General features: G+C 60.6%; 21 protein-coding genes. 12 read left to right on the top strand and 9 right to left on the bottom strand.

The window, feature by feature from the left end; translation table 11 throughout:
* Nucleotides 1–36: 36 nt before the first annotated feature.
* From N2601_RS17655 to hslV, 5 genes are all read right to left on the bottom strand, one after another.
* Nucleotides 37–2,040 (bottom strand): hydantoinase/oxoprolinase N-terminal domain-containing protein, encoded by a 2,004-nt coding sequence (locus N2601_RS17655; protein ID WP_104821483.1) that lies wholly within the window; start codon nt 2,038–2,040, stop codon nt 37–39.
* Nucleotides 2,041–2,367: 327 nt separating this feature from the next.
* The gene (locus tag N2601_RS17650) at nt 2,368–3,762 is read right to left on the bottom strand and encodes a cytochrome P450 (protein ID WP_104821482.1); all 1,395 of its coding nucleotides are present in this window, start codon (nt 3,760–3,762) and stop codon (nt 2,368–2,370) included.
* Nucleotides 3,763–3,810: 48 nt separating this feature from the next.
* A complete protein-coding gene (locus N2601_RS17645) occupies nt 3,811–4,764 on the bottom strand; it encodes a DUF1402 family protein (RefSeq protein WP_104821481.1) in 954 nt (317 codons plus the stop codon).
* Nucleotides 4,765–4,932: 168 nt separating this feature from the next.
* Nucleotides 4,933–6,240 (bottom strand): ATP-dependent protease ATPase subunit HslU, encoded by a 1,308-nt coding sequence (gene hslU, locus N2601_RS17640; protein WP_104821480.1) that lies wholly within the window; start codon nt 6,238–6,240, stop codon nt 4,933–4,935.
* Nucleotides 6,241–6,283: 43 nt separating this feature from the next.
* The gene (gene hslV, locus N2601_RS17635) at nt 6,284–6,811 is read right to left on the bottom strand and encodes an ATP-dependent protease subunit HslV (RefSeq protein ID WP_104821479.1); all 528 of its coding nucleotides are present in this window, start codon (nt 6,809–6,811) and stop codon (nt 6,284–6,286) included.
* 214 nt (nt 6,812–7,025) lie between these two features.
* Between hslV and hisB the strand changes: the two genes are divergently transcribed.
* Genes hisB through coaA form a run of 7 tightly spaced genes read left to right on the top strand, consistent with a single transcriptional unit; the run spans nt 7,026 to nt 11,688 of the window.
* Nucleotides 7,026–7,634 (top strand): imidazoleglycerol-phosphate dehydratase HisB, encoded by a 609-nt coding sequence (hisB, locus tag N2601_RS17630; RefSeq protein WP_104821478.1) that lies wholly within the window; start codon nt 7,026–7,028, stop codon nt 7,632–7,634.
* Between the two features lie 26 nt (nt 7,635–7,660).
* On the top strand, nt 7,661–8,143 hold the full coding sequence (locus tag N2601_RS17625) for a DUF2628 domain-containing protein (protein WP_104821477.1): 483 nt from the start codon (nt 7,661–7,663) through the stop codon (nt 8,141–8,143).
* 2 nt (nt 8,144–8,145) lie between these two features.
* Nucleotides 8,146–8,796: an imidazole glycerol phosphate synthase subunit HisH gene (gene hisH / locus N2601_RS17620; protein WP_104821476.1), complete on the top strand. Its 651-nt coding sequence runs from the start codon at nt 8,146–8,148 to the stop codon at nt 8,794–8,796.
* 25 nt (nt 8,797–8,821) lie between these two features.
* Entirely contained in the window at nt 8,822–9,571 is a 750-nt protein-coding gene (hisA, locus tag N2601_RS17615; RefSeq protein WP_104821475.1) for a 1-(5-phosphoribosyl)-5-[(5-phosphoribosylamino)methylideneamino]imidazole-4-carboxamide isomerase, read from the top strand.
* On the top strand, nt 9,568–10,356 hold the full coding sequence (gene hisF / locus N2601_RS17610; protein WP_104821474.1) for an imidazole glycerol phosphate synthase subunit HisF: 789 nt from the start codon (nt 9,568–9,570) through the stop codon (nt 10,354–10,356). The genes hisA and hisF overlap by 4 nt, the downstream gene beginning before the upstream one ends.
* A 15-nt stretch (nt 10,357–10,371) precedes the next feature.
* The gene (locus tag N2601_RS17605) at nt 10,372–10,686 is read left to right on the top strand and encodes a phosphoribosyl-ATP diphosphatase (protein ID WP_104821473.1); all 315 of its coding nucleotides are present in this window, start codon (nt 10,372–10,374) and stop codon (nt 10,684–10,686) included.
* Nucleotides 10,687–10,692: 6 nt separating this feature from the next.
* Complete coding sequence (gene coaA / locus N2601_RS17600; protein ID WP_104821472.1) at nt 10,693–11,688, top strand: type I pantothenate kinase; 996 nt, start codon at nt 10,693–10,695, stop codon at nt 11,686–11,688.
* 3 nt (nt 11,689–11,691) lie between these two features.
* On the opposite strand, the gene N2601_RS17595 is transcribed toward coaA, so the two are convergent.
* The 3 genes from N2601_RS17595 to N2601_RS17585 all read right to left on the bottom strand — a co-directional run bounded on the left by N2601_RS17595 (nt 11,692) and on the right by N2601_RS17585 (nt 14,753).
* Nucleotides 11,692–12,300 (bottom strand): alpha-ketoglutarate-dependent dioxygenase AlkB, encoded by a 609-nt coding sequence (locus N2601_RS17595; RefSeq protein ID WP_104821471.1) that lies wholly within the window; start codon nt 12,298–12,300, stop codon nt 11,692–11,694.
* Between the two features lie 286 nt (nt 12,301–12,586).
* Complete coding sequence (gene arfB / locus N2601_RS17590) at nt 12,587–13,021, bottom strand: alternative ribosome rescue aminoacyl-tRNA hydrolase ArfB (protein ID WP_104821470.1); 435 nt, start codon at nt 13,019–13,021, stop codon at nt 12,587–12,589.
* Nucleotides 13,022–13,142: 121 nt separating this feature from the next.
* A complete protein-coding gene (locus N2601_RS17585) occupies nt 13,143–14,753 on the bottom strand; it encodes a phosphoenolpyruvate carboxykinase (RefSeq protein ID WP_104821469.1) in 1,611 nt (536 codons plus the stop codon).
* Nucleotides 14,754–15,117: 364 nt separating this feature from the next.
* Between N2601_RS17585 and N2601_RS17580 the strand changes: the two genes are divergently transcribed.
* From N2601_RS17580 to N2601_RS17560, 5 genes are all read left to right on the top strand, one after another.
* The gene (locus N2601_RS17580; RefSeq protein ID WP_199773506.1) at nt 15,118–15,849 is read left to right on the top strand and encodes a response regulator transcription factor; all 732 of its coding nucleotides are present in this window, start codon (nt 15,118–15,120) and stop codon (nt 15,847–15,849) included.
* 195 nt (nt 15,850–16,044) lie between these two features.
* Nucleotides 16,045–17,838 (top strand): sensor histidine kinase, encoded by a 1,794-nt coding sequence (locus N2601_RS17575; protein WP_104821467.1) that lies wholly within the window; start codon nt 16,045–16,047, stop codon nt 17,836–17,838.
* Complete coding sequence (locus N2601_RS17570; protein WP_104821466.1) at nt 17,835–18,287, top strand: HPr kinase/phosphorylase; 453 nt, start codon at nt 17,835–17,837, stop codon at nt 18,285–18,287. The genes N2601_RS17575 and N2601_RS17570 overlap by 4 nt, the downstream gene beginning before the upstream one ends.
* Before the next feature lie 152 nt (nt 18,288–18,439).
* Complete coding sequence (locus N2601_RS17565; protein ID WP_104821465.1) at nt 18,440–18,841, top strand: PTS sugar transporter subunit IIA; 402 nt, start codon at nt 18,440–18,442, stop codon at nt 18,839–18,841.
* 19 nt (nt 18,842–18,860) lie between these two features.
* Nucleotides 18,861–19,136, top strand: a complete 276-nt coding sequence (locus tag N2601_RS17560; protein ID WP_104821464.1) for an HPr family phosphocarrier protein — start codon at nt 18,861–18,863, stop codon at nt 19,134–19,136.
* Between the two features lie 25 nt (nt 19,137–19,161).
* On the opposite strand, the gene N2601_RS17555 is transcribed toward N2601_RS17560, so the two are convergent.
* Nucleotides 19,162–19,791, bottom strand: a complete 630-nt coding sequence (locus N2601_RS17555; RefSeq protein ID WP_104821463.1) for a glutathione S-transferase family protein — start codon at nt 19,789–19,791, stop codon at nt 19,162–19,164.
* Nucleotides 19,792–19,835: the final 44 nt, after the last annotated feature.

Raw genomic sequence — 19,835 nt, 5'->3', positions numbered from 1 at the left:
CAATAGTTCGAAAGATTTGTGCATTTATGGAAATAATCAGTCGGCGGCTATGCGCGGGCGGCCGCTGGCGGTGGCGATGAAGCGGGCCTCGACCAGCTTGCGATTGCCCTCGATCTCAGGCGCATCGACCTGTTCTTCCACGGCGATGACGGGATCTTCGGCACCATTCAAGCGCGCTTGCGCCGTCGCCACCTCGATTGCCCGCTGCCGCGCCAGAGAAAAAGTCTTTTGCTCGTCAGTGAACCGCAAAGTCTCGCCCGCGCCATTCAGCACATAGATGCCATCCTCGGGCATGGTGACGAATACCGTGGCGCTGGTGCGAACCTGGCCGACGACGGCGCCGATCGCGTTGGCCACATCCGAATCAGCGGGAATGGCGCTGTCACTTGCCAGCATCTCGGCGATGGCAGGGTAATAGACGGGGGCGGAAGCGCCGAGGCCGACCAGAGGGCGATCGAGCGAAACGGCAAAACGGGCGATGCCCCGTGCGCGACGAAGCGCGCGGTCGATCGAGATCGATTTGGCCGGATCGAGATGGGTAACGCCGTCCTCCGCCAGGCAGGCGGCCAGGATCACGTCGGCGGACTGCCGGGTCAGGCGATCGACGATCTTTTGCGCCAGCTCCTCTATCGAGTCGGCAATCGGGCGGCCGGAGCCGTCCTTCAACCGCATTGCCAGCGCGAGACCCAACCGGGCGGCTTCCGCACTCCACTGGCTTTGCCGCCCAAGCACATGCATTGCGTCTGACGGCGTCAGGCCGCAGAGATGCACCAGGCCACGGGCAACCAGGCGGTCCAGGGTCGCTTTCTGCGACGTCGAGGTCAGAAGCTGGTCGAGCGGCAGGGGTACCCTGCCGATCTTGTCGAACAACGCCTGTTCCGACGGCTGCAAGCCGCTCGCAAGATGATCCGGTACGCCGGTGCGCACGGCAAAGCGGCCGGCGTGGCGGCCGAGATGCGGCGCACGAAGCTGCTGCTCCAGCACACCGATGACGGCCTGGCTGTGTACATGGGCTGCGAGGCTGAGCGGCAGCAGGCGGCGCGGCCCGAGTTCGAAGGCGGCGACAAGACCGCGATCGTTGATCTTCACTTCGGAATCACCGCCAAGGCCATAGGTGCGCATGGCGACCGCTTCGACCATGGTGCGATAGCCGCCGACCACCGCACCGTCGGCATCGAGCCGCGGCCGGCCGGCCTCCATCACAGCGACATCCGTGGTGGTGCCGCCGATATCGGACACCACGGCATCGTCGAGGCCGGTCAGATAGCGTGCGCCGACAAGGCTCGCCGCAGGTCCAGAAAGGATGGTCTCGATTGGACGGAGCTTAGCTTCTGCGGCCGAGATCAGCGCGCCATCACCGCGCACGACCATCATCGGCGCCGCGATGCCGCGCGTGGCCAGAAACCCTTCGCAGGCGCCGACCAGCCGGTCGATCATGGACACCAACCGCGCGTTCAAAAGCGTCGTCAGCGCCCGGCGCGGGCCGCCAAGCTTGGAGGAGAGTTCATGGCTGCAGGTGACCGGCAGATGGGAAATCTCGCGGATGCAGTCACGCACACGGATTTCATGAGCCGGATTCCGCACAGCGAAATAGCCAGCGATCGCGAAGGACGAAACGCTCTTCGAAAGCTCCGGCAGCATCGCTTCGAGCGCCGCCAGATCAAGCGGGTTCTCGTTGCCATGGACGCTGTGTCCGCCGGGTACAAACACCACTGGATCGGTCCCCAGCGCCTCGGCCAGGCCGTCACGCTTCAGATCATCGGGGCCGAAGCCGATCATTACCAGTCCGGCGCGGCCGCCCTGCCCTTCGACCAGCGCGTTGGTGGCAAGCGTCGTCGACAGCGATACGAGACCGATAGCGGAAACGGGGATGGCCGCCTTGGCGATGACCGCATCGACAGCGCCGGCAATGCCGACGGCCAAATCATGCCGCGTGGTCAGCGATTTCGCCTTGGCAACAACGCCGTCGGTTTCATGGAAGAGAACGGCATCGGTATAGGTTCCACCGGTGTCGATGCCGAGCAGGAAATGAGATGTCACAGATCAATTTACCCTTGAGGAGATGAGTGAGGCGGCAAGCGCGGAGCCTATCTCGCCCTTGGCGGGCGAGAAAGCAAAAACTTAGGATTAGGCGGGGGCTTGTCCCCGTCTAATTCTTAGTTTTTGCAAGAGCGGGGGTAGGTAGGGACGCACGAAATTTAGAAATTTGTCTGAACAAGAAACTGACCCCCTCTCTTGCAATTTCAATGGCTTAGAAATTGCGCTAAGCATTTTTAATGCGTAGCAGCTTCTGCGCCGCAATTCCTAAGCCAGTGAAATTGCTTTCTCGCCCGCCAGGGGCGAGATAATCCCGTGCCCGCAGCGCCCCTACCGCCTCGTCACCCGCATTGGCAGCCCGCCTTGCGGCTGGGTCGTCAGCTTCTGCACCGGCCAGGGATTCGTCTGATCGGTCACATCGAAACGGAAGCGGTGCATCATGACAGCAAGGGCGATGACGGCTTCCTGAAGGGCAAAGGTGGCGCCGATGCAGACGCGGGGGCCGGCGCCGAAGGGCAGGTACTGGAAGCGGTTGATCTTGCCGCGATTCTCCGGAAGGAAGCGTTCGGGCATGAAGGCACGCGGCTTGTCCCAATAAAGCGCATGGCGATGCAGTGTCCAAGGCATGATCAGTACGGTGATCCCGGCCGGGATCTCCACGCGCTCCCCGCTTGGGCTTATCCATTCATCGTCAGCAATCGAGGCGCGGTTGATGGATGGCGCCGGCGGATAGAGGCGCATCGCCTCCTCGAAGGCGGCACGGACATTCGGCATCAGGTCGAGCCAGGCGACGGGCTCGGCGCCGGTGGCGAGCACCAGATCGATTTCCGCTTCCATGACCTCGCGGATATGCGGGGTATTGGCGACGCAGTAGAGCGTCCAGGCCAGCGCCCGCGCCGTCGTCTCATGACCGGCGCCGATGAAGGTGAGGATGTTGTCCTCGATCTCCTCCATGGTCAGGCCGTCGGGGCCGGCCTTTTCCAACAGCAGCGTCAGGAAATCGTCGGGAGCGCTGGCCCGATCCCTACGCATCTTGTCGAGCCGAAGATCCATCGTCTTGCGGACGATGCCGCGAAACTTGTCGAGCACCTTCTGGCCGCCGATGCGGGTGACGCGCGGCACCCAGGAAGGCGCGCGCAGAAGATCCATCGGGTCGACGCGGCCCATGCGATGCAGAAGCTGGTTGACGTCATCGGCGAAATGGCCGCTTTCGGTGACGATCTCACCGGAGAACAGCGTTTCGGCGAGGATGGCGAAGGTAAGCTCGGTCATATCGATGGCGATGTCGAAAACCTTGCCATCGCTGCCGGCCTCCTCGTATTTGCGAACATAGGCTTCGCTCTGGCTCAGCATCTGGCCGGCAAAGCCCTGGGCATGGCGCGGCGTGAAAACCGGCGCGACGGCCTTGCGCGAGCGCTTCCAGACCTGGCCTTCCGCCGTCAGCAGGCCGTCGCGCAGGATTGGCCGGAGCACGAGCTGGCGGATATCCGACATGCGGTAATTGGAGGCATTGTCGACCAGCACATGCTTGATCAGGCCGGGATCATTGACGATCAGCGTGTGCTCGCGAAAGAAGCGCGTCATGATCCATGGCAGCGTATAGGAAGGCTCACCCCATAATTCCAGCGGATTGCGCAGGATGGTGCGGATGATCGTCAGACGCGATGGCGGGACGGTACGCGGGGTCGGGGCTGGTGGGGAAAAGGCTTCCGGGATCATGTCCATGAGATCCAATCTCCTCGAAAACCTTATTTTCGCGACGGCTCCCGAAGTTTAAAGCAGCGACTTCAGATCGTCCAGCTTATCATTGATAAGCCAGCCATAGTAATTTTCCTCCGGCCAGACCGGTTGTCCGGCCCCACGGTTCTTGGCGGCGAGCGCTGCGGCCCGCTGGCGGGAATTGCCGACATTGTAGAGCGTCGCCGTGATGCCCGGATTGCCCGAAATGTCCATGCCGGCGATCGAACGGTAGTCATCGATCGACTTGCGGATCGAGGCCGCAACGAAGGCGAGCGACAGATCCGGATCCATGATGGCCTTGTAGACGCTGCCGGCGTCCTTTTCATCCAGCTTCGGAATGCCCGACGTGCTGCTGACGAGATCGGAGAGCTCCAGCGCCGTCAGCGGATTGACCTGGCCGAGGCCGAAGGTCTGGCCGGCATAGAAGGGCTGGAAGAACACGGCGCTGAAACGGTTGTCGGGGAAGGATTTGCCGCCGACCTTCTTGCCGCGGAAATCGCTTTCCCAGACATCTTCGCGGCAGGTCCAGAGGCTGTAGGAATCCCTCTTGCCCTTGCAGGCATCGAATTGCGGCCGGGCGACAAAATCATCGACGTCTTCGCCGTCATAGGCGAAGCGGAAGCTCTGGCCGGCATAGGAGGCGGCTTTGACGTAGTAGGACTGCAGGCCGTCATAGGCGTCGACATTATAGGTATGTTCGCCGACCAGCGCGCCGATGATGTGGATGGGGTCGATGCCGTAGGCGCGCGCCGTCGACTTGATCTTCGACATGAGCTTGGTATCGGTCGCCAGCAGTTCGTGAACCTTCTGGTATTTGCGCTCGAAGGTCGAATTCGTGCCCTTGGTACGGCGCACGGAGGCACCAGGGATTGCCGGCTGCTCGGCGTTGCGGTTGCCCGGCGGCACCATGGCCGCTGCATCCGCATAGGCCGGAGTCCAGGAGAGGCTGACAACCGCCAGAAGAAGGGTGATCAGAATGCGTCGCACGATGGCTGCCCTGTCGAAGTTTCATCCGATGTTTCAATGCGGCTGCCTGACGGACAATCTTGGCCGAATAAAGCCATTCCCACGCAAAGAAGCGGGCCTTAACTAAAAAGTTAACGGCCCGCTGTCGAGTGCTTAATATGTCAAGATGCCGTCACCGGCTTAATTCCATTAGAGAATGAAGCGCGACAGGTCGGTATTGGTGGCGAGATCGCCAACATGTTCGCGCACATAGTCGGCGTCGATGGTCACCGACACGCCGGCACGATCCGAAGCGTTGTAGGAAATATCGTCCAGTACACGCTCCATCACTGTCTGCAGGCGGCGGGCGCCGATGTTCTCGACAGTGGAGTTGAGGTGCACAGCGACATCGGCCAAAGCGTCGATCGCGTTATCCGTGAAATCGAGCTTCAAGTTTTCCGTCTCCATCAGCGCCTTGTATTGGCGGATGAGGCTGGCTTCCGGCTCCGTCAGGATACGGCGGAAATCCTCTTTGCTCAAAGGCTTCAGTTCGACGCGGATCGGCAGACGGCCCTGCAATTCCGGCAGGAGATCCGAAGGCTTCGACACATGGAACGCACCCGAGGCGATGAAGAGGATGTGATCGGTCTTCACCGGGCCATATTTGGTCGCAACCGTGGTGCCTTCGACCAGCGGCAGCAGGTCGCGCTGCACGCCTTCGCGGGAAACGCCGGCGCCCATGCCGCCATCGCGGGCGGCGATCTTGTCGATCTCGTCCAGGAAGACGATGCCGTCATTCTCGGCCGATTGAACCGCTTCGCGCTGGATCGCCTCGTTGTCGATCAGCTTGTCGGATTCGTCGCGGATCAGTTCCTTGTAGGAATCCTTCACCGTGGTGCGCACCTTCTTGGTGCGGCCGCCCATGGCCTTTCCGAACATTTCGGACAGGTTGAGGACGCCGATATTGGCGCCGGGCATGCCGGGAATTTCGAAGCCGGGCATGCCGGAGCCCGTGTCGGCGACTTCGATATCGATTTCCTTGTCGTCCAGTTGGCCTTCGCGCAGCTTCTTGCGGAAGCTGTCGCGCGTTGCCGGCGAGGCCGTAGAGCCGACGAGGGCATCGAGCACCCGCTCTTCCGCGCTCATATGCGCCTTCGCCTGCACTTCGGCGCGCTTCTTTTCACGCACTAGGCCGATGCCGACCTCAACGAGATCGCGGACGATCTGTTCGACATCGCGGCCGACATAGCCGACTTCGGTAAATTTCGTCGCTTCCACCTTGATGAAGGGCGCGCCGGCAAGCTTGGCGAGGCGACGGGAGATTTCCGTCTTGCCGACGCCGGTCGGGCCGATCATCAGAATGTTCTTCGGCATGACTTCGTCGCGCAGATCGGGCTCGAGCTGCTGGCGGCGCCAGCGGTTGCGCAGCGCAATCGCCACGGCGCGTTTGGCCTCATGCTGGCCGACAATATAGCGGTCGAGTTCTGAAACGATCTCGCGGGGGGAAAAAGTGGTCATTTCGTGCGCTTCCCGTCAGGGCTAGAAACAATCAAGAGAGGAATTAGGCTTCGGAGTCGAGCGTTTCGACCACGACATTGTGATTGGTGTAGACACAGATGTCGGCGGCGATATCGAGCGCGCGGCGGGCAACGTCCTCGGCCGATTTGTCGGTATCCATCAGCGCGCGCGCCGCGGCGAGCGCAAAATTGCCGCCGGAGCCGATCGCCATGGCGCCGTGTTCCGGCTCAAGCACATCGCCGTTGCCGGTGACGGCGAGCGTCACTTGTTTGTCGGCGACGAGCATCATGGCTTCGAGGTTGCGCAGATATTTGTCCGTACGCCAATCCTTGGCAAGCTCGACGGCGGCGCGCATCAACTGACCGGGATATTGTTCGAGCTTCTTTTCCAGCCGCTCTAGCAGCGTAAAGGCATCGGCGGTCGCACCGGCGAAACCGGCAATCACGTCACCCTTGCCAATGCGGCGAACCTTGCGGGCATTGCCCTTCATTACGGTCTGGCCGAGGCTCACCTGGCCATCGCCAGCCATCACCACCTTGCCGCCCTTACGAATAGTTACAATTGTCGTCATATAAACACCTGTTTGCCCCCATTTTGGCGGGCTTTCTGCCGGGCCGCGTTTCGGCCCCGTCAAGCCCTATGTAAGAGGGCTTTTTACGATTGCAAATGCCCGTTATTTCGGAATGATGCATGTAAGCCGGCTAGATAAGTCTATACTGACTTAACTTCTGGATATTTGCCGATGTGCCTGATAAGGAACGGCCGTCAATCCCGATGGAGCAACCATGGCAGAGACCGCAGCGAGCCGCACGGCAAGCGTTTCCCGCAAGACCAATGAGACTTCGGTCTCCGTGTCCGTCAACATCGACGGCAGTGGCAAGTCGACGATTTCGACGGGCGTCGGCTTCTTCGACCATATGCTGGAGCAGCTTTCGCGACATTCGCTGATCGATATGGAGATCGACACCAAGGGTGATCTGCATGTCGACGATCACCACGCGGTCGAAGATACCGGCATCGCCATCGGCCAGGCCATTGCCAAGGCGCTGGGCGACCGGCGCGGCATTACCCGCTACGCCTCGATCGATCTCGCCATGGACGAAACGATGACGAAGGCGGCCGTCGATCTGTCCGGCCGGCCCTTCCTCGTCTGGAATGTTGCCTTCAGCGCCCCGAAGATCGGCACTTTCGATACCGAGCTGGTGCGCGAATTCTTCCAGGCCTTGGCGCAGAATGCCGGCATCACGCTGCATATCCTCAACCACTATGGCGCCAACAATCACCATATTGCCGAGACATGCTTCAAGGCCGTTGCCCGCGCACTGCGCACGGCAACCGAGATTGATCCGCGGCAGGCAGGCCGTGTGCCCTCGACAAAGGGCACCCTCGCCTGAGCCCCCGTCATGGGGAAAGTGAAGAGATGGCAAGCTATTTGATTTTGACGCCACCCGGAGGACCGGACAAAAACCAGGTGAGCACGCGCTTCATCCGCGACGGTTTTTCCTGGACCGCATTTTTGTTTCCGACACTATGGATGCTTTTTCACCGGCTGTGGCTGCAGGCCATCGCCGCCTTTCTGCTACAGGGCATCGCCCTGGAATTGATCCGCCGGCCGGAGTTTTTTGCCGCCGGCATCGCGATCCTGCTCGGCGTGCATGTCCTGGCTGCGCTTGAAGGCAACCACGCCGCGTATCGGAGCCTCGTTGCAGGCGGCTGGAAGACGGAAGACTTGGTTTCGGCGCCCAATCTGGCGACGGCCGAAGAGATCCATTTCACTACGACTGAGCCGAAGGCCGAGGAGAATATCCGTTCAAACGATTGGGATATCCCCACCTCTCCAAACAATAGCCCAAGCCGGGGCGGACCGTCTTTCGGTCTTCCCGGCTATGACGGAGGACGCTGATCATGCGCGTCGCGATTATCGATTACGGCTCAGGCAATCTGCGCTCGGCCACCAAGGCCTTTGAACGCGCCGCCCGCGAAGCCGGTATCGACGCTGAAATCGATCTGACTGACGATGCCGAGCGTGTCGCCACCGCCGATCGCATCGTGCTTCCGGGCGTCGGCGCCTATGCCGATTGCCGCCGTGGGCTCGACGCCGTTTCCGGCATGGCGGATGCGGTGATTGATGTCGTGGAACACAAGGGCCGCCCTTTCCTCGGCATCTGCGTTGGCATGCAGCTCATGTCGTCGCGCGGGCTGGAAAAGACGATCACGCAGGGGTTCGGCTGGATCAAGGGCGACGTCAAGGAGATGACGCCCGGCGATCCCACGCTGAAAATCCCGCAGATCGGCTGGAACACGCTGGATCTCAGACACCCGCACCCGCTCTTCCACGGCATTCCGACCGGATCGGAGGGGCTGCATGCCTATTTCGTGCATTCCTATCATCTGGCCGCCGACCATGCCGACGATGTCATCGCCACGACCAGTTATGGCGGAGCGATGACCGCCTTCGTTGGCCGTGACAACATGGCCGGCTCGCAGTTCCATCCGGAAAAGAGCCAGAAGCTCGGCCTCGCCCTGATTGCCAATTTTATGCGCTGGAAGCCGTGACGCTTCGCGCATTAAGGACAAAGACATGATTCTCTTTCCCGCCATCGACCTCAAGGACGGCCAGTGCGTGCGCCTGAAGCTCGGCGACATGGAGCAGGCGACCGTCTACAATCCCGATCCCGCCGCCCAGGCGAAAGCCTTTGAAGACCAGGGCTTCGAATGGCTGCATGTCGTCGATCTCAACGGCGCCTTCGCCGGCGAGACCGTCAATGGGGCGGCCGTTGACGCCATTCTCAAGGCGACGAAAAACCCTGTGCAGCTCGGCGGCGGCATCCGTACGCTCGACCATATCGAAAACTGGCTGACACGCGGGCTTGCCCGCGTCATTCTCGGCACTGTCGCCGTGCGCGATCCGGCGCTTGTCGTCGAAGCCTGTCGGAGATTTCCAGGCCATATCGCCGTCGGCATCGACGCCAAGGGCGGCAAGGTGGCGGTCGAAGGCTGGGCGGAAGCCTCCGAACTCGGCGTCATCGAACTGGCGAAAAAATTCGAAGGCGCAGGCGTGGCCGCGATCATTTATACCGATATCGACCGCGACGGCATTCTCACCGGCATCAACTGGGCTTCGACGCTGGAACTGGCCGATGCCGTTTCCATTCCCGTCATCGCGTCCGGCGGCCTTGCCTCGCTTGATGATATCCGCCGCATGATCCAGCCAGATGCCCGCAAACTGGAAGGTGCGATTTCCGGCCGCGCGCTTTATGATGGCCGGATCGATCCGAAGGAGGCCTTGGCGCTGATCAAGGCGGCCAAGGCGAAGGAGATCGCGCAATGACCCTGAAAGCCCGCGTCATCCCCTGCCTCGACGTCAAGGACGGCCGTGTCGTCAAGGGCGTCAACTTTCTCAACCTCGTCGATGCCGGCGACCCCGTCGAAGCCGCCAAGGCCTACGACGCCGCCGGTGCGGACGAGCTGTGTTTCCTCGATATCACCGCCTCTTCCGACAACAGGGAGACGATCTTCGATGTCGTGGCCCGCACCGCCGAGCAATGCTTCATGCCGGTAACGGTCGGCGGCGGCGTGCGCACCATCGCGGATATCCGCAAGCTGCTGCTTTGCGGCGCCGATAAGGTCTCGATCAATTCGGCGGCGGTCAACAATCCTGATTTCGTCGCCGAAGCGGCCGACAAGTTCGGCAATCAGTGCATCGTCGTCTCGATCGACGCCAAGCGGCGGCGTACCGAGGCACTCGGCGGCGACAATATGAGCGCCTGGGAGATCTATACCCATGGCGGCCGCAACGCGACCGGCATCGATGCCGTCGATTTTGCCCGCAAGATGGTCGAGCGCGGCGCCGGCGAACTGCTCGTCACCTCCATGGATCGAGACGGCACCAAGGTCGGCTACGATCTGGAGCTGACGCGGGCAATTGCCGATGCGGTACGTGTGCCCGTGATCGCCTCCGGCGGCGTCGGCGATCTCGACGATCTCGTTGCCGGCATCAAGGAAGGCCATGCGACGGCCGTGCTGGCGGCTTCCATTTTCCACTTCGGCACCTATTCGGTCGGCGAAGCGAAGCACTATATGTCAGAGCATGGCATCGCCATGCGGCTCGATTAGGAAGGGATAGGACGGATGAGCGGATTTACCCTTTCCGACCTCGAAAGAATCGTCGACGAGCGCTCCAAGGCTTCGCCGGAGGAATCCTGGACGGCAAAGCTTTTCGCCGCCGGTCAGCCAAAGGCGGCAAAGAAGCTCGGCGAGGAAGCGATCGAAGCCGTCATGGCGGCGGTGACCGGCGATCGCGACAATCTCACCTACGAGGCAGCCGATTTGCTTTATCACCTTATGGTCGTATTGAAGATTGCAGGCATTCCGTTGCAGAATGTCATGGGTGAGCTCGAAAGGCGCACCGCTCAATCCGGCCTTCAGGAGAAGGCCAGCCGGTAGAATGCGATGACGATAGCGACCCAAACCCTGCCTGCGCACGAGACACTCGATATATTTGAGGCGAAAGCCTATTCGCCCTATTATTTCTTTTCTTCGGACGAGTGGTCGAAATTCAGAGCCGATACGCCGCTGACGCTGACCGCCGATGAAGTGACGCGGCTGCGCTCCATGGGCGACCCGATCGATCTCGATGAAGTCCGACGCATCTACCTTTCGCTATCGCGCCTTCTGTCCTCGCATGTGGAATCCTCGCAGATCCTGTTCGAGCAGCGCAATCGGTTCCTCAGTCTTTCCGACGTCGCCAAGACGCCTTTCGTCATCGGTATCGCCGGCTCCGTCGCCGTCGGCAAATCCACTACGGCCCGTATCCTGAAGGAATTGCTGCGCCGCTGGCCGTCGAGCCCGAAAGTGGACCTGATAACGACCGACGGCTTTCTATTTCCGAATGCCGAATTGCAGCGCCGCAACCTGATGCAGCGCAAGGGCTTTCCGGAAAGCTACGATACCGCAGCACTCCTGCGCTTCCTCTCGGCGATCAAGGCCGGGCAGCCGGACGTCAAAGCACCCTGCTATTCGCATCTCGTCTATGACGTGCTGCCGGACGAATACAAAACCGTCGACCGGCCGGATATCCTGATTTTCGAAGGCATCAACGTCCTGCAATCGCGGCATCTGCCGGCGGATGGCAAGATCGTGCCGATGGTGTCCGATTTTTTCGATTTCTCGATCTATATCGATGCCGACGAGCATCTGATCCACAACTGGTACGTCGCCCGCTTCATGAAGCTGCGCGAAACCGCCTTCCGCGACCCCAACTCCTTCTTCCACCGCTACGCCTCGATCACAGAACAAGAGGCAATCGCGACCGCCGAAGGACTGTGGAAGAACATCAACCTGAAGAACCTGCGCCAAAACATCCTGCCCACCCGCCCGCGCGCTGATCTCATCCTGCAGAAAGGCAGGAATCATCTGATCGAACAGGTGGCGTTGAGGAAGCTTTAGAAGTTACGGGTTCACCCGCCTTAAGGTTAGGTTTATCCGGCCGCCGTTTTTCAGCAGAGTCGAGGTCGCCGGATAGATGCGGTCGACGCCGTGGAAGCAAAGCCTGCCTTTTCCGCCGAGAAGGACAATATCGCCGCTGGAAAGCTTGAAAGATAGCGTACGATCATTGCGGTTAAGGCCGCCGACGCGGAAGAGGCAGGCGTTGCCGAGCGAGATCGACAGCACGGGCGCCGCCAAATCCTGTTCGTCGCGGTCTTGATGCAGGCCCATGCGGGCATCGTCATCGTAGAAATTAATCAGGCAGGCTTCCGGCGGCTTTTCATAGCCCGCTATATTGCTCCAGAGATCAAACAATTGTTGCGGAATCCCCGGCCAGGGCCTGCCAGTCACCGGATGGTTCTGCTGGTAACGATAGCCGCGCTGCTTGTCCGTCACCCAACCCAGCGGGCCGCAATTGGTCATGCGCACGGACATTTCCTTGCCGGTGCCGGGCATGACCGGGGTGTAAAGCGGCGCCTCGGCGACAACGGCGCGGATGGTCTCGACCAGCGCTTCCTGAGTGGAGCGGTCGAGATAACCGGGAAGATGGCGAATTCCGTTGGGTAGGAGCATCGATATTTTCCAAGATTGGTGATCGTCAGGGAAGTGCGCCATTGCCGCGTCTTTGTGCATGGCCCCTCACCTCTGCCCTCTCCCCGCCTTGCGGGACGAGTGAGCTTACAGTACCTAATCCGAACCCGTCACGAGTGGGGAGCTTTGTTGTTTCACACTGTCGTCCCTTCTCCCTGCAGTGCGGCGAGAAGGTTGGGATGACGGGCCAGGCACAGAGCTACGGCAACAACAGACTCGCCTGACAAGCCCCATTTTACCCAATCAAACCAAAACCGCAGCCCGAAACCTATTCGCCCCCGGGCTTGCCTCGCATCTTCTTGACCTCAGAGCGACCCGATTTTTCCTTCAGGCGCCGTTCGATCGAGCCTTTGGTCGGCTTGGTCTTCTTGCGTGGCGGCGGCGGCGGTGCGGCGGCTTCGAGGATCAGTTCCTTCAGCCGCTCGCGTGCATCCTCGCGATTGCGATCCTGGCTGCGGAAGCGGCTGGCCTCGATCATCAACACGCCGTCTTTGGAAACGCGCCGGCCGGCGAGCCTCGCGGCGTTGGCCTTCACGCGGTCATTCAGCGACGGCGAATTCGGAATGTTGAAGAATAGCTGAACAGCGGTCGCGACCTTGTTGACATTCTGCCCGCCGGGGCCGCCCGCCAGAACGAATTGTTCCGTCAGTTCCCAGCCGGCAATGGTGATCCGGTCGTTGATGTAAAGCGCGTCGCTGGCCATGGTTTTCTCCGCGCCCGTCTATCCCATATTGACGCGCGGTTGAAAACAGGCAGAGGGCAAAATGAAAAACCCGGCGGACCGGCCGCCGGGTTTCACGTGAGTCATTCCTCTGTGCGGCGAATCACTCCGCCGCGACACGCAAACCCGGCGCCGCGTCACGGACGTTGCCGTCGACATGATCCTCGAACTTGGCGAAGTTGGAGACGAACATCTGCACCAGCTTTGCCGCCTGCGCGTCATAAGCCTCGCCATCGGCCCAGGTGGAACGCGGATCGAGGATTGCGCTATCCACGCCTTCGACCGCAACCGGCACGGCGAAACCGAAATTCGGGTCGATCCGGAATTCGGCATTATCGAGATCACCCTTCAAAGCGGCGGCCAACAGGGCGCGCGTCGCCTTGATCGGCATGCGCCGGCCCGTGCCGTAGGCACCGCCGGTCCAGCCGGTGTTAACGAGCCAGCAGCCGGCGCCGTGGCGGGCGATCAGGTCCTTCAGCAGGTTGCCGTATTCGGCCGGATGACGCGGCATGAAGGGCGCGCCAAAGCAGGTCGAGAAGGTGGCTTCCGGCTCGACCACGCCTTTTTCCGTGCCGGCGACCTTGGCGGTGTAGCCGGAGAGGAAGTGGTACATCGCCTGTTCCGGCGTCAGCTTGGCAATCGGCGGCATGACGCCGAAGGCATCGGCCGTCAGCATGATGATCGTCTCCGGATGGCCGGTCATGCCGGATTCCGAGGCATTCGGGATGAAATGCAGCGGATAGGCGCTGCGGGTGTTCTCCGTCAGCGAACCATCGTCGAGATTCGGCACGCCATGTTCGTCAAGCACGACATTTTCGAGCACGGTGCCGAAACGGCGGGTCGTGGCGTAGATTTCCGGCTCGGCCTCGGCCGACAGGCGAATGGTCTTGGCGTAGCAGCCACCTTCGAAATTGAAGATGCCATTTTCACCCCAGCCATGCTCGTCGTCGCCGATCAATGTGCGGGTCGGATCGGCTGATAGCGTCGTCTTGCCGGTGCCCGACAGGCCGAAGAAGATCGCGGCGTCCCCATCAGGCCCGACATTGGCCGAGCAATGCATCGGCATGACGCCGCGTTCTGGCAGGAGGTAATTCAGGACGGTGAAGACCGATTTCTTCATTTCGCCAGCATAGGAGGTGCCGCCGATCAGGACGATGCCGTTGACGAGATCGCAGGCGATCACCGTTTCCGTGCGGCAGCCATGGCGCTCCGGATCGGCGCGGAAGCTTGGCAGATCGATGATCGTCAGCTTCGGCACGAAGCTTTCCAGCGCCGACCGCTCGGGACGAATGAGCAGGTTGCGGATGAACAGCGAGTGCCAGGCGAATTCGGTGACGACGCGCGTCGGCAGGGCGTAATCCTGGTCGGCGCCCCCGATCAGGTCCTGAACGAACAGGTCCTTGCCGTGTACATGCGCCAGCATGTCCTTGTGCAGCAGCGCGAAATGTTCTGGCGACATCGGCTTGTTGTTATCCCACCAGATTTGGTCTTCGGTGGTCGCGTTGCGGACAACGAACTTGTCCTTCGGCGAGCGGCCGGTGTGCTGCCCAGTCAATGCTCTCAGCACACCATGAGCGGTCAGATCGGCTTCGCGCCGACGAATCGCTTCCTCATAGAGATGAGCTTCCAAGAGATTATAACGAACACTGGCGGCGGCTCCCAGGCCGATCGATTCGAGTTCGGTTGCGGGATTACGGACGCCGAATTGCTCCATCGCTCTATTCCTCTACGTGGCCTCAGCCGTTAAAACTAAATAAAGCGTAGAGGCGTCTTTTTAAAAGCACAAGAGAGTAGAGCGAAAAATCTTTAATGATATCATGTATTTAATCGATTTAAATAAATTTTCATAATTTTAAATCGGTTGAATAGATACCAGCGAGACGTTTCGCCGCACAACCCGTGGTTAACTGTTTGTGTGTTCGGCAATCCGCCTCTTTATCTTTGCCACAATTTGTTCCACCTTTATCCCCATAAGCGCGCCAGGTTACCGCCAACCGAGCTGGCAAGCCACCTGGGAGCCACCTGGGGCTGGATTCCAAATCCGGGAGAGACGCGCACTGATGATGGAGACGAACACCATGTTGACAATCGCGCTCGTTGACGACGACCGCAATATCCTGACTTCCGTGTCGATTGCTTTGGAAGCCGAGGGATATAAGGTGGAGACTTATACCGACGGCGCTTCGGCGCTCGACGGATTGCTTGCCCGGCCGCCGCAATTGGCGATCTTCGATATCAAGATGCCGCGCATGGACGGCATGGAGCTTTTGCGCCGCCTGCGGCAGAAGTCCGACCTGCCGGTGATCTTCCTCACCTCCAAGGATGAAGAGATCGACGAGCTCTTCGGCCTGAAGATGGGCGCCGACGACTTCATCACCAAGCCTTTCTCGCAGCGTCTGCTGGTCGAGCGCGTCAAGGCCGTGCTTCGCCGCGCCTCCGCCCGTGAAGCCGCGAACGCGGCCAGCAGCGGCACAGCCGCGAAGCCCGGCGCCGCGCAACAGGCCCGCTCGCTGGAGCGCGGCCAGCTTGTCATGGACCAGGAACGCCATACCTGCACCTGGAAAGGTGAACCGGTGACGCTGACCGTCACGGAGTTCCTGATCCTGCATTCGCTGGCGCAGCGCCCTGGCGTGGTCAAAAGCCGCGATGCCTTGATGGATGCTGCCTATGACGAGCAAGTCTATGTCGACGACCGCACCATCGACAGCCACATCAAGCGGCTGCGCAAGAAATTCAAGATGGTCGATCTCGATTTTGATATGATCGAAACGCTGTATGGAGTCGGCTACCGCTTCCGCGAAGCGGCCTAGAGCCGGGGGATTTTAGGTCGAATCGACCTAAAATCTGAATCCGCTCGAGAGGTAGAGAACAGGGCATGATGTCGTCCGAAAACCGCTTACACTTTTCGGCATCATACTTGGATAGTTTACTGGACCGTGCGACGGGCAATGAAATAAGAGCATGCGGACAGGGTCGCCGATCCTGTCTTCGAAAGGGCCGCTGGCTTGGCACAACTGGTGCAAGATAGAGATATCGACGAGACGGAAAGCCCGAGCGACGTCAGAATCGCCCGCCGTCGGTGGACTCACCCTTTCACGCTGATCCGCCGCATCTTCGGCAATGCAGTCTTTTCGAGCCTGACGCGGCGTATCCTGTTCTTCAACCTCGCCGCCCTCGTCGTTCTCGTCGGCGGCATCCTCTATCTCAATCAATTCCGCGAGGGCCTGATTGATGCGCGCGTCGAGAGCCTGTTGACGCAAGGCGAAATCATCGCCGGCGCCGTCTCAGCATCCGCTTCGGTCGATACCAACTCCATCACCATCGACCCGCAGAAGCTGCTGGAACTGCAAGCCGGGCAGAGCATCACGCCCGTCCCGAACGACGAGGACCTGGAGTTCCCGATCGATCCGGAGAAGGTGGCGCCGGTGCTGACGCGACTGATCTCGCCGACGCGCACCCGTGCCCGCATCTTCGATGCCGACGCCAATCTGCTGCTCGACAGCCGCCATCTCTATTCGCGCGGTCAGGTGCTGCGCTACGATCTGCCACCGGTGGAAGACGCGGCTCAGAACTGGTCGGACTGGTTCAGCGGCCTGCTCAACAAGATGCTGCAGCCGGGCAACCTGCCGGTCTATAAGGAAGCGCCCGGCGGTGACGGTTCGATCTATCCGGAAGTGATGAACGCGCTGACCGGCGTGCGCGGCGCCGTGGTGCGTACCACGGAAAAGGGCGAGCTGATCGTCTCGGTCGCCGTGCCCATCCAGCGTTTCCGCGCCGTGCTCGGCGTCTTGCTGTTATCGACGCAGGCCGGCGATATCGACAAGATTGTGCATGCCGAGCGCCTGGCGATCATGCGCGTCTTCGGCGTCGCGACACTGGTCAACGTCGTTCTGTCGCTGCTTCTGTCCTCCACCATCGCCAATCCGCTGCGCCGGCTTTCGGCAGCGGCCATCCGCGTGCGCCGCGGCGGTGCGAAGGAGCGCGAGGAAATTCCCGATTTCTCCGCGCGCCAGGACGAAATCGGCAACCTGTCGATCGCCCTGCGCGAAATGACGACGGCGCTCTACGACCGGATCGATGCGATCGAAAGTTTTGCCGCCGACGTCAGCCACGAGCTGAAGAACCCGCTGACATCGCTGCGGAGCGCCGTCGAGACGTTGCCGCTCGCCAAGAGTGACGATTCCAAGAAGCGGCTGATGGATGTCATCCAGCATGACGTGCGCCGCCTCGACCGGCTGATAAGCGATATTTCCGACGCCTCCCGCCTCGATGCCGAGCTTGCCCGCTCCGATGCGAGATCGCTCGATCTCGAAGTGCTCTTGCGCGACATGATCGATATTTCCCGTCAGGTCGGGCACAGCAAGAAGGCGGTCGAGATAGACTATATCGTCGACCGCAAGCCCGGCACGAAGACCAAGTTCACCATCGATGGCCACGACCTGCGGATCGGCCAGATCGTCACCAACCTCATTGAAAACGCCCGCTCCTTCGTTGCGAAGGACACCGGAAAGATCACGGTCAGGCTGACGCGAACGCGAACGCGTTGCGTCATCTATGTCGAGGACAACGGGCCAGGCATCCAGGCGGAAAATATCGACCGCATTTTCGAGCGCTTCTATACCGACCGGCCGGAAGCGGAAGGTTTCGGGCAGAATTCCGGTTTGGGCCTGTCGATCAGCCGGCAGATCGCCGAGGCGCATGGCGGGTCGCTACGTGCTGAGAATATCGTCGACGGCGAGGGCCCGGCGCTGCTCGGCGCCCGCTTCATCCTCTCATTGCCGGCCGAAACACCGGCATGAGCAGCAAAGCGACCAATGTCCACGGGACGGCGATCGTGATCGGCAAGACCGGCCTGCTGTTTCTGGGACCATCGGGCAGCGGCAAGTCCACGCTTGCCTTCGCATGCCTTGCCGCTGCCAAGCCGCTTGGCCTTTCCGCCACATTGGTCGCAGACGACCAGGTTTTCATCACGCAGCGTGAGGGCGCCATCATCGCCGAATGCCCGCCTTCGATCGCCGGACTAATGGAGATCCGCTACACTGGCATCGTCCGCCTTCCCCATGTTTCTGAGGCCGAAATGCATTTCGCCATACGCCCGGTCGATCCGGCAACGGCCGAGCGACTACCCCCGGAAGACGAACAGATCGATGTGACTGAATCCATTCGCTTACCGCTGATCCGGCTGTCCGCGGCATCGGCCAATCCGCTTGCAGTAATTATGGCGAAAATCATCATCAGTTTGGATTAATCGGCCATTTAGGTCCTTGCAGGCGCTTAAATATCATATTTTAAGCTTGCACTTCGGCTTTTCATCGCCAAGATGTCCCCCCACCGGTGGACGACATTGCTGCATTGCGATATGGGCCACCTGTTTGCGTGTGCGATGGGAGCAGTAATATCATGATCGGACTTGTGCTTGTCACTCATGGCAAGCTGGCTGAAGAGTTTCGGCATGCCGTCGAGCATGTCGTTGGTCCGCAGAAGTTCATAGAGACGGTATGCATTGGTCCCGAAGACGACATGGACAAGCGCCGGCAGGACATCCTGCAGGCTGTTTCCGGCGCTGACGATGGGCACGGGGTCATCATCCTTACCGATATGTTCGGCGGCACTCCCTCGAATCTTGCGATCTCCGTCATGAATAGCGGTCATACCGAGGTTATTGCCGGCGTCAATCTGCCGATGCTAATAAAGCTTGCGGGCGTACGGGGCGACAACAACATGGAGAAGGCTCTGGTTGAAGCCTCCGAGGCCGGGCGCAAGTATATAAATGTGGCCAGCCGTGTACTCAGCGGCAAATGACGAGACAAACATCCCGCCCATGACGGAACTTTCCCGGGAACTTCTGATCATCAACAAACGCGGCCTGCATGCCCGCGCTTCCGCCAAATTCGTACAGACCGTCGAAGCCTATGACGCCACCATCACCGTCTCGAGGGACGGAACCACGGTGGGCGGCAATTCGATCATGGGCCTGATGATGCTTGCGGCAAGCCCCGGCTGCAGCGTGCTCGTCACCGCCAGCGGCACCCAGGCCGCCGAGGCACTGGATGCACTGGATCGTCTGGTCGCCGACAAGTTCGGCGAAGAGATGTGATCTCCGTCTCCGCGCTATGCATGCTTCAAGCGCCGGAATGCGGATCGATGCTGTAGGGATGCACGGGATAACCCGGACCAATGGCATCTTTGACACGGGCAGACCAGGCGGAGACCGCCGGGTAGTCGGTCAGCGGAAAGCCGCAATCCGCGGCGCGGTGGCTGTAGGCGTAGACCGCAATATCGGCGATCGAAAGATCGTTCCCGACAAGAAACGGAAGACCGGCGAGGCTGCGTTCCAAGGCCGAAAGAGCGCGGACCGCGGCTTCGTGCTTGCCCGAAACCAAGGCCTGATTGCGTTCCAACCGCCCAGTCAGCGTCCAGAAGCGCAGCGAGCCGATGACTGGCTCGATGTGGTATTGCTCGAAGAACAGCCATTGCATGACCTTGGCGCGCTGGTAGCGGTCCGTTGGCAGAAAGGGCGTGCCTTCGGCGAGATAGGTGAGGATCGCGTTTGATTCCGCGATCGCGTTTCCGTCCCCCAGTTCGAGAACGGGGATAGCGCCCACCGGATTGAGCTTCAGGAAGGCGTCGGTGCGGCTCTCGCCCTCGAAAATCGACACAAGATGGCTGGTATATGGGATTTCGAGGAGCCCGAGCAAAACCCTGGCTTTCCAGCCGTTCTGCGACGGCAAATAGTCATGAAGCGTGAGCATGGCGGTTCCTTCGCTGTGAAAAGGCCGAGTTTGCTCGCTACAGT

The organism is Rhizobium sp. CB3060, assembly GCF_025200735.1.
Taxonomy (GTDB): domain Bacteria; phylum Pseudomonadota; class Alphaproteobacteria; order Rhizobiales; family Rhizobiaceae; genus Rhizobium.
The sequence above is the reverse complement of the archived record's forward strand: the minus strand, read 5'-3'. Positions and strand labels throughout refer to the sequence as shown.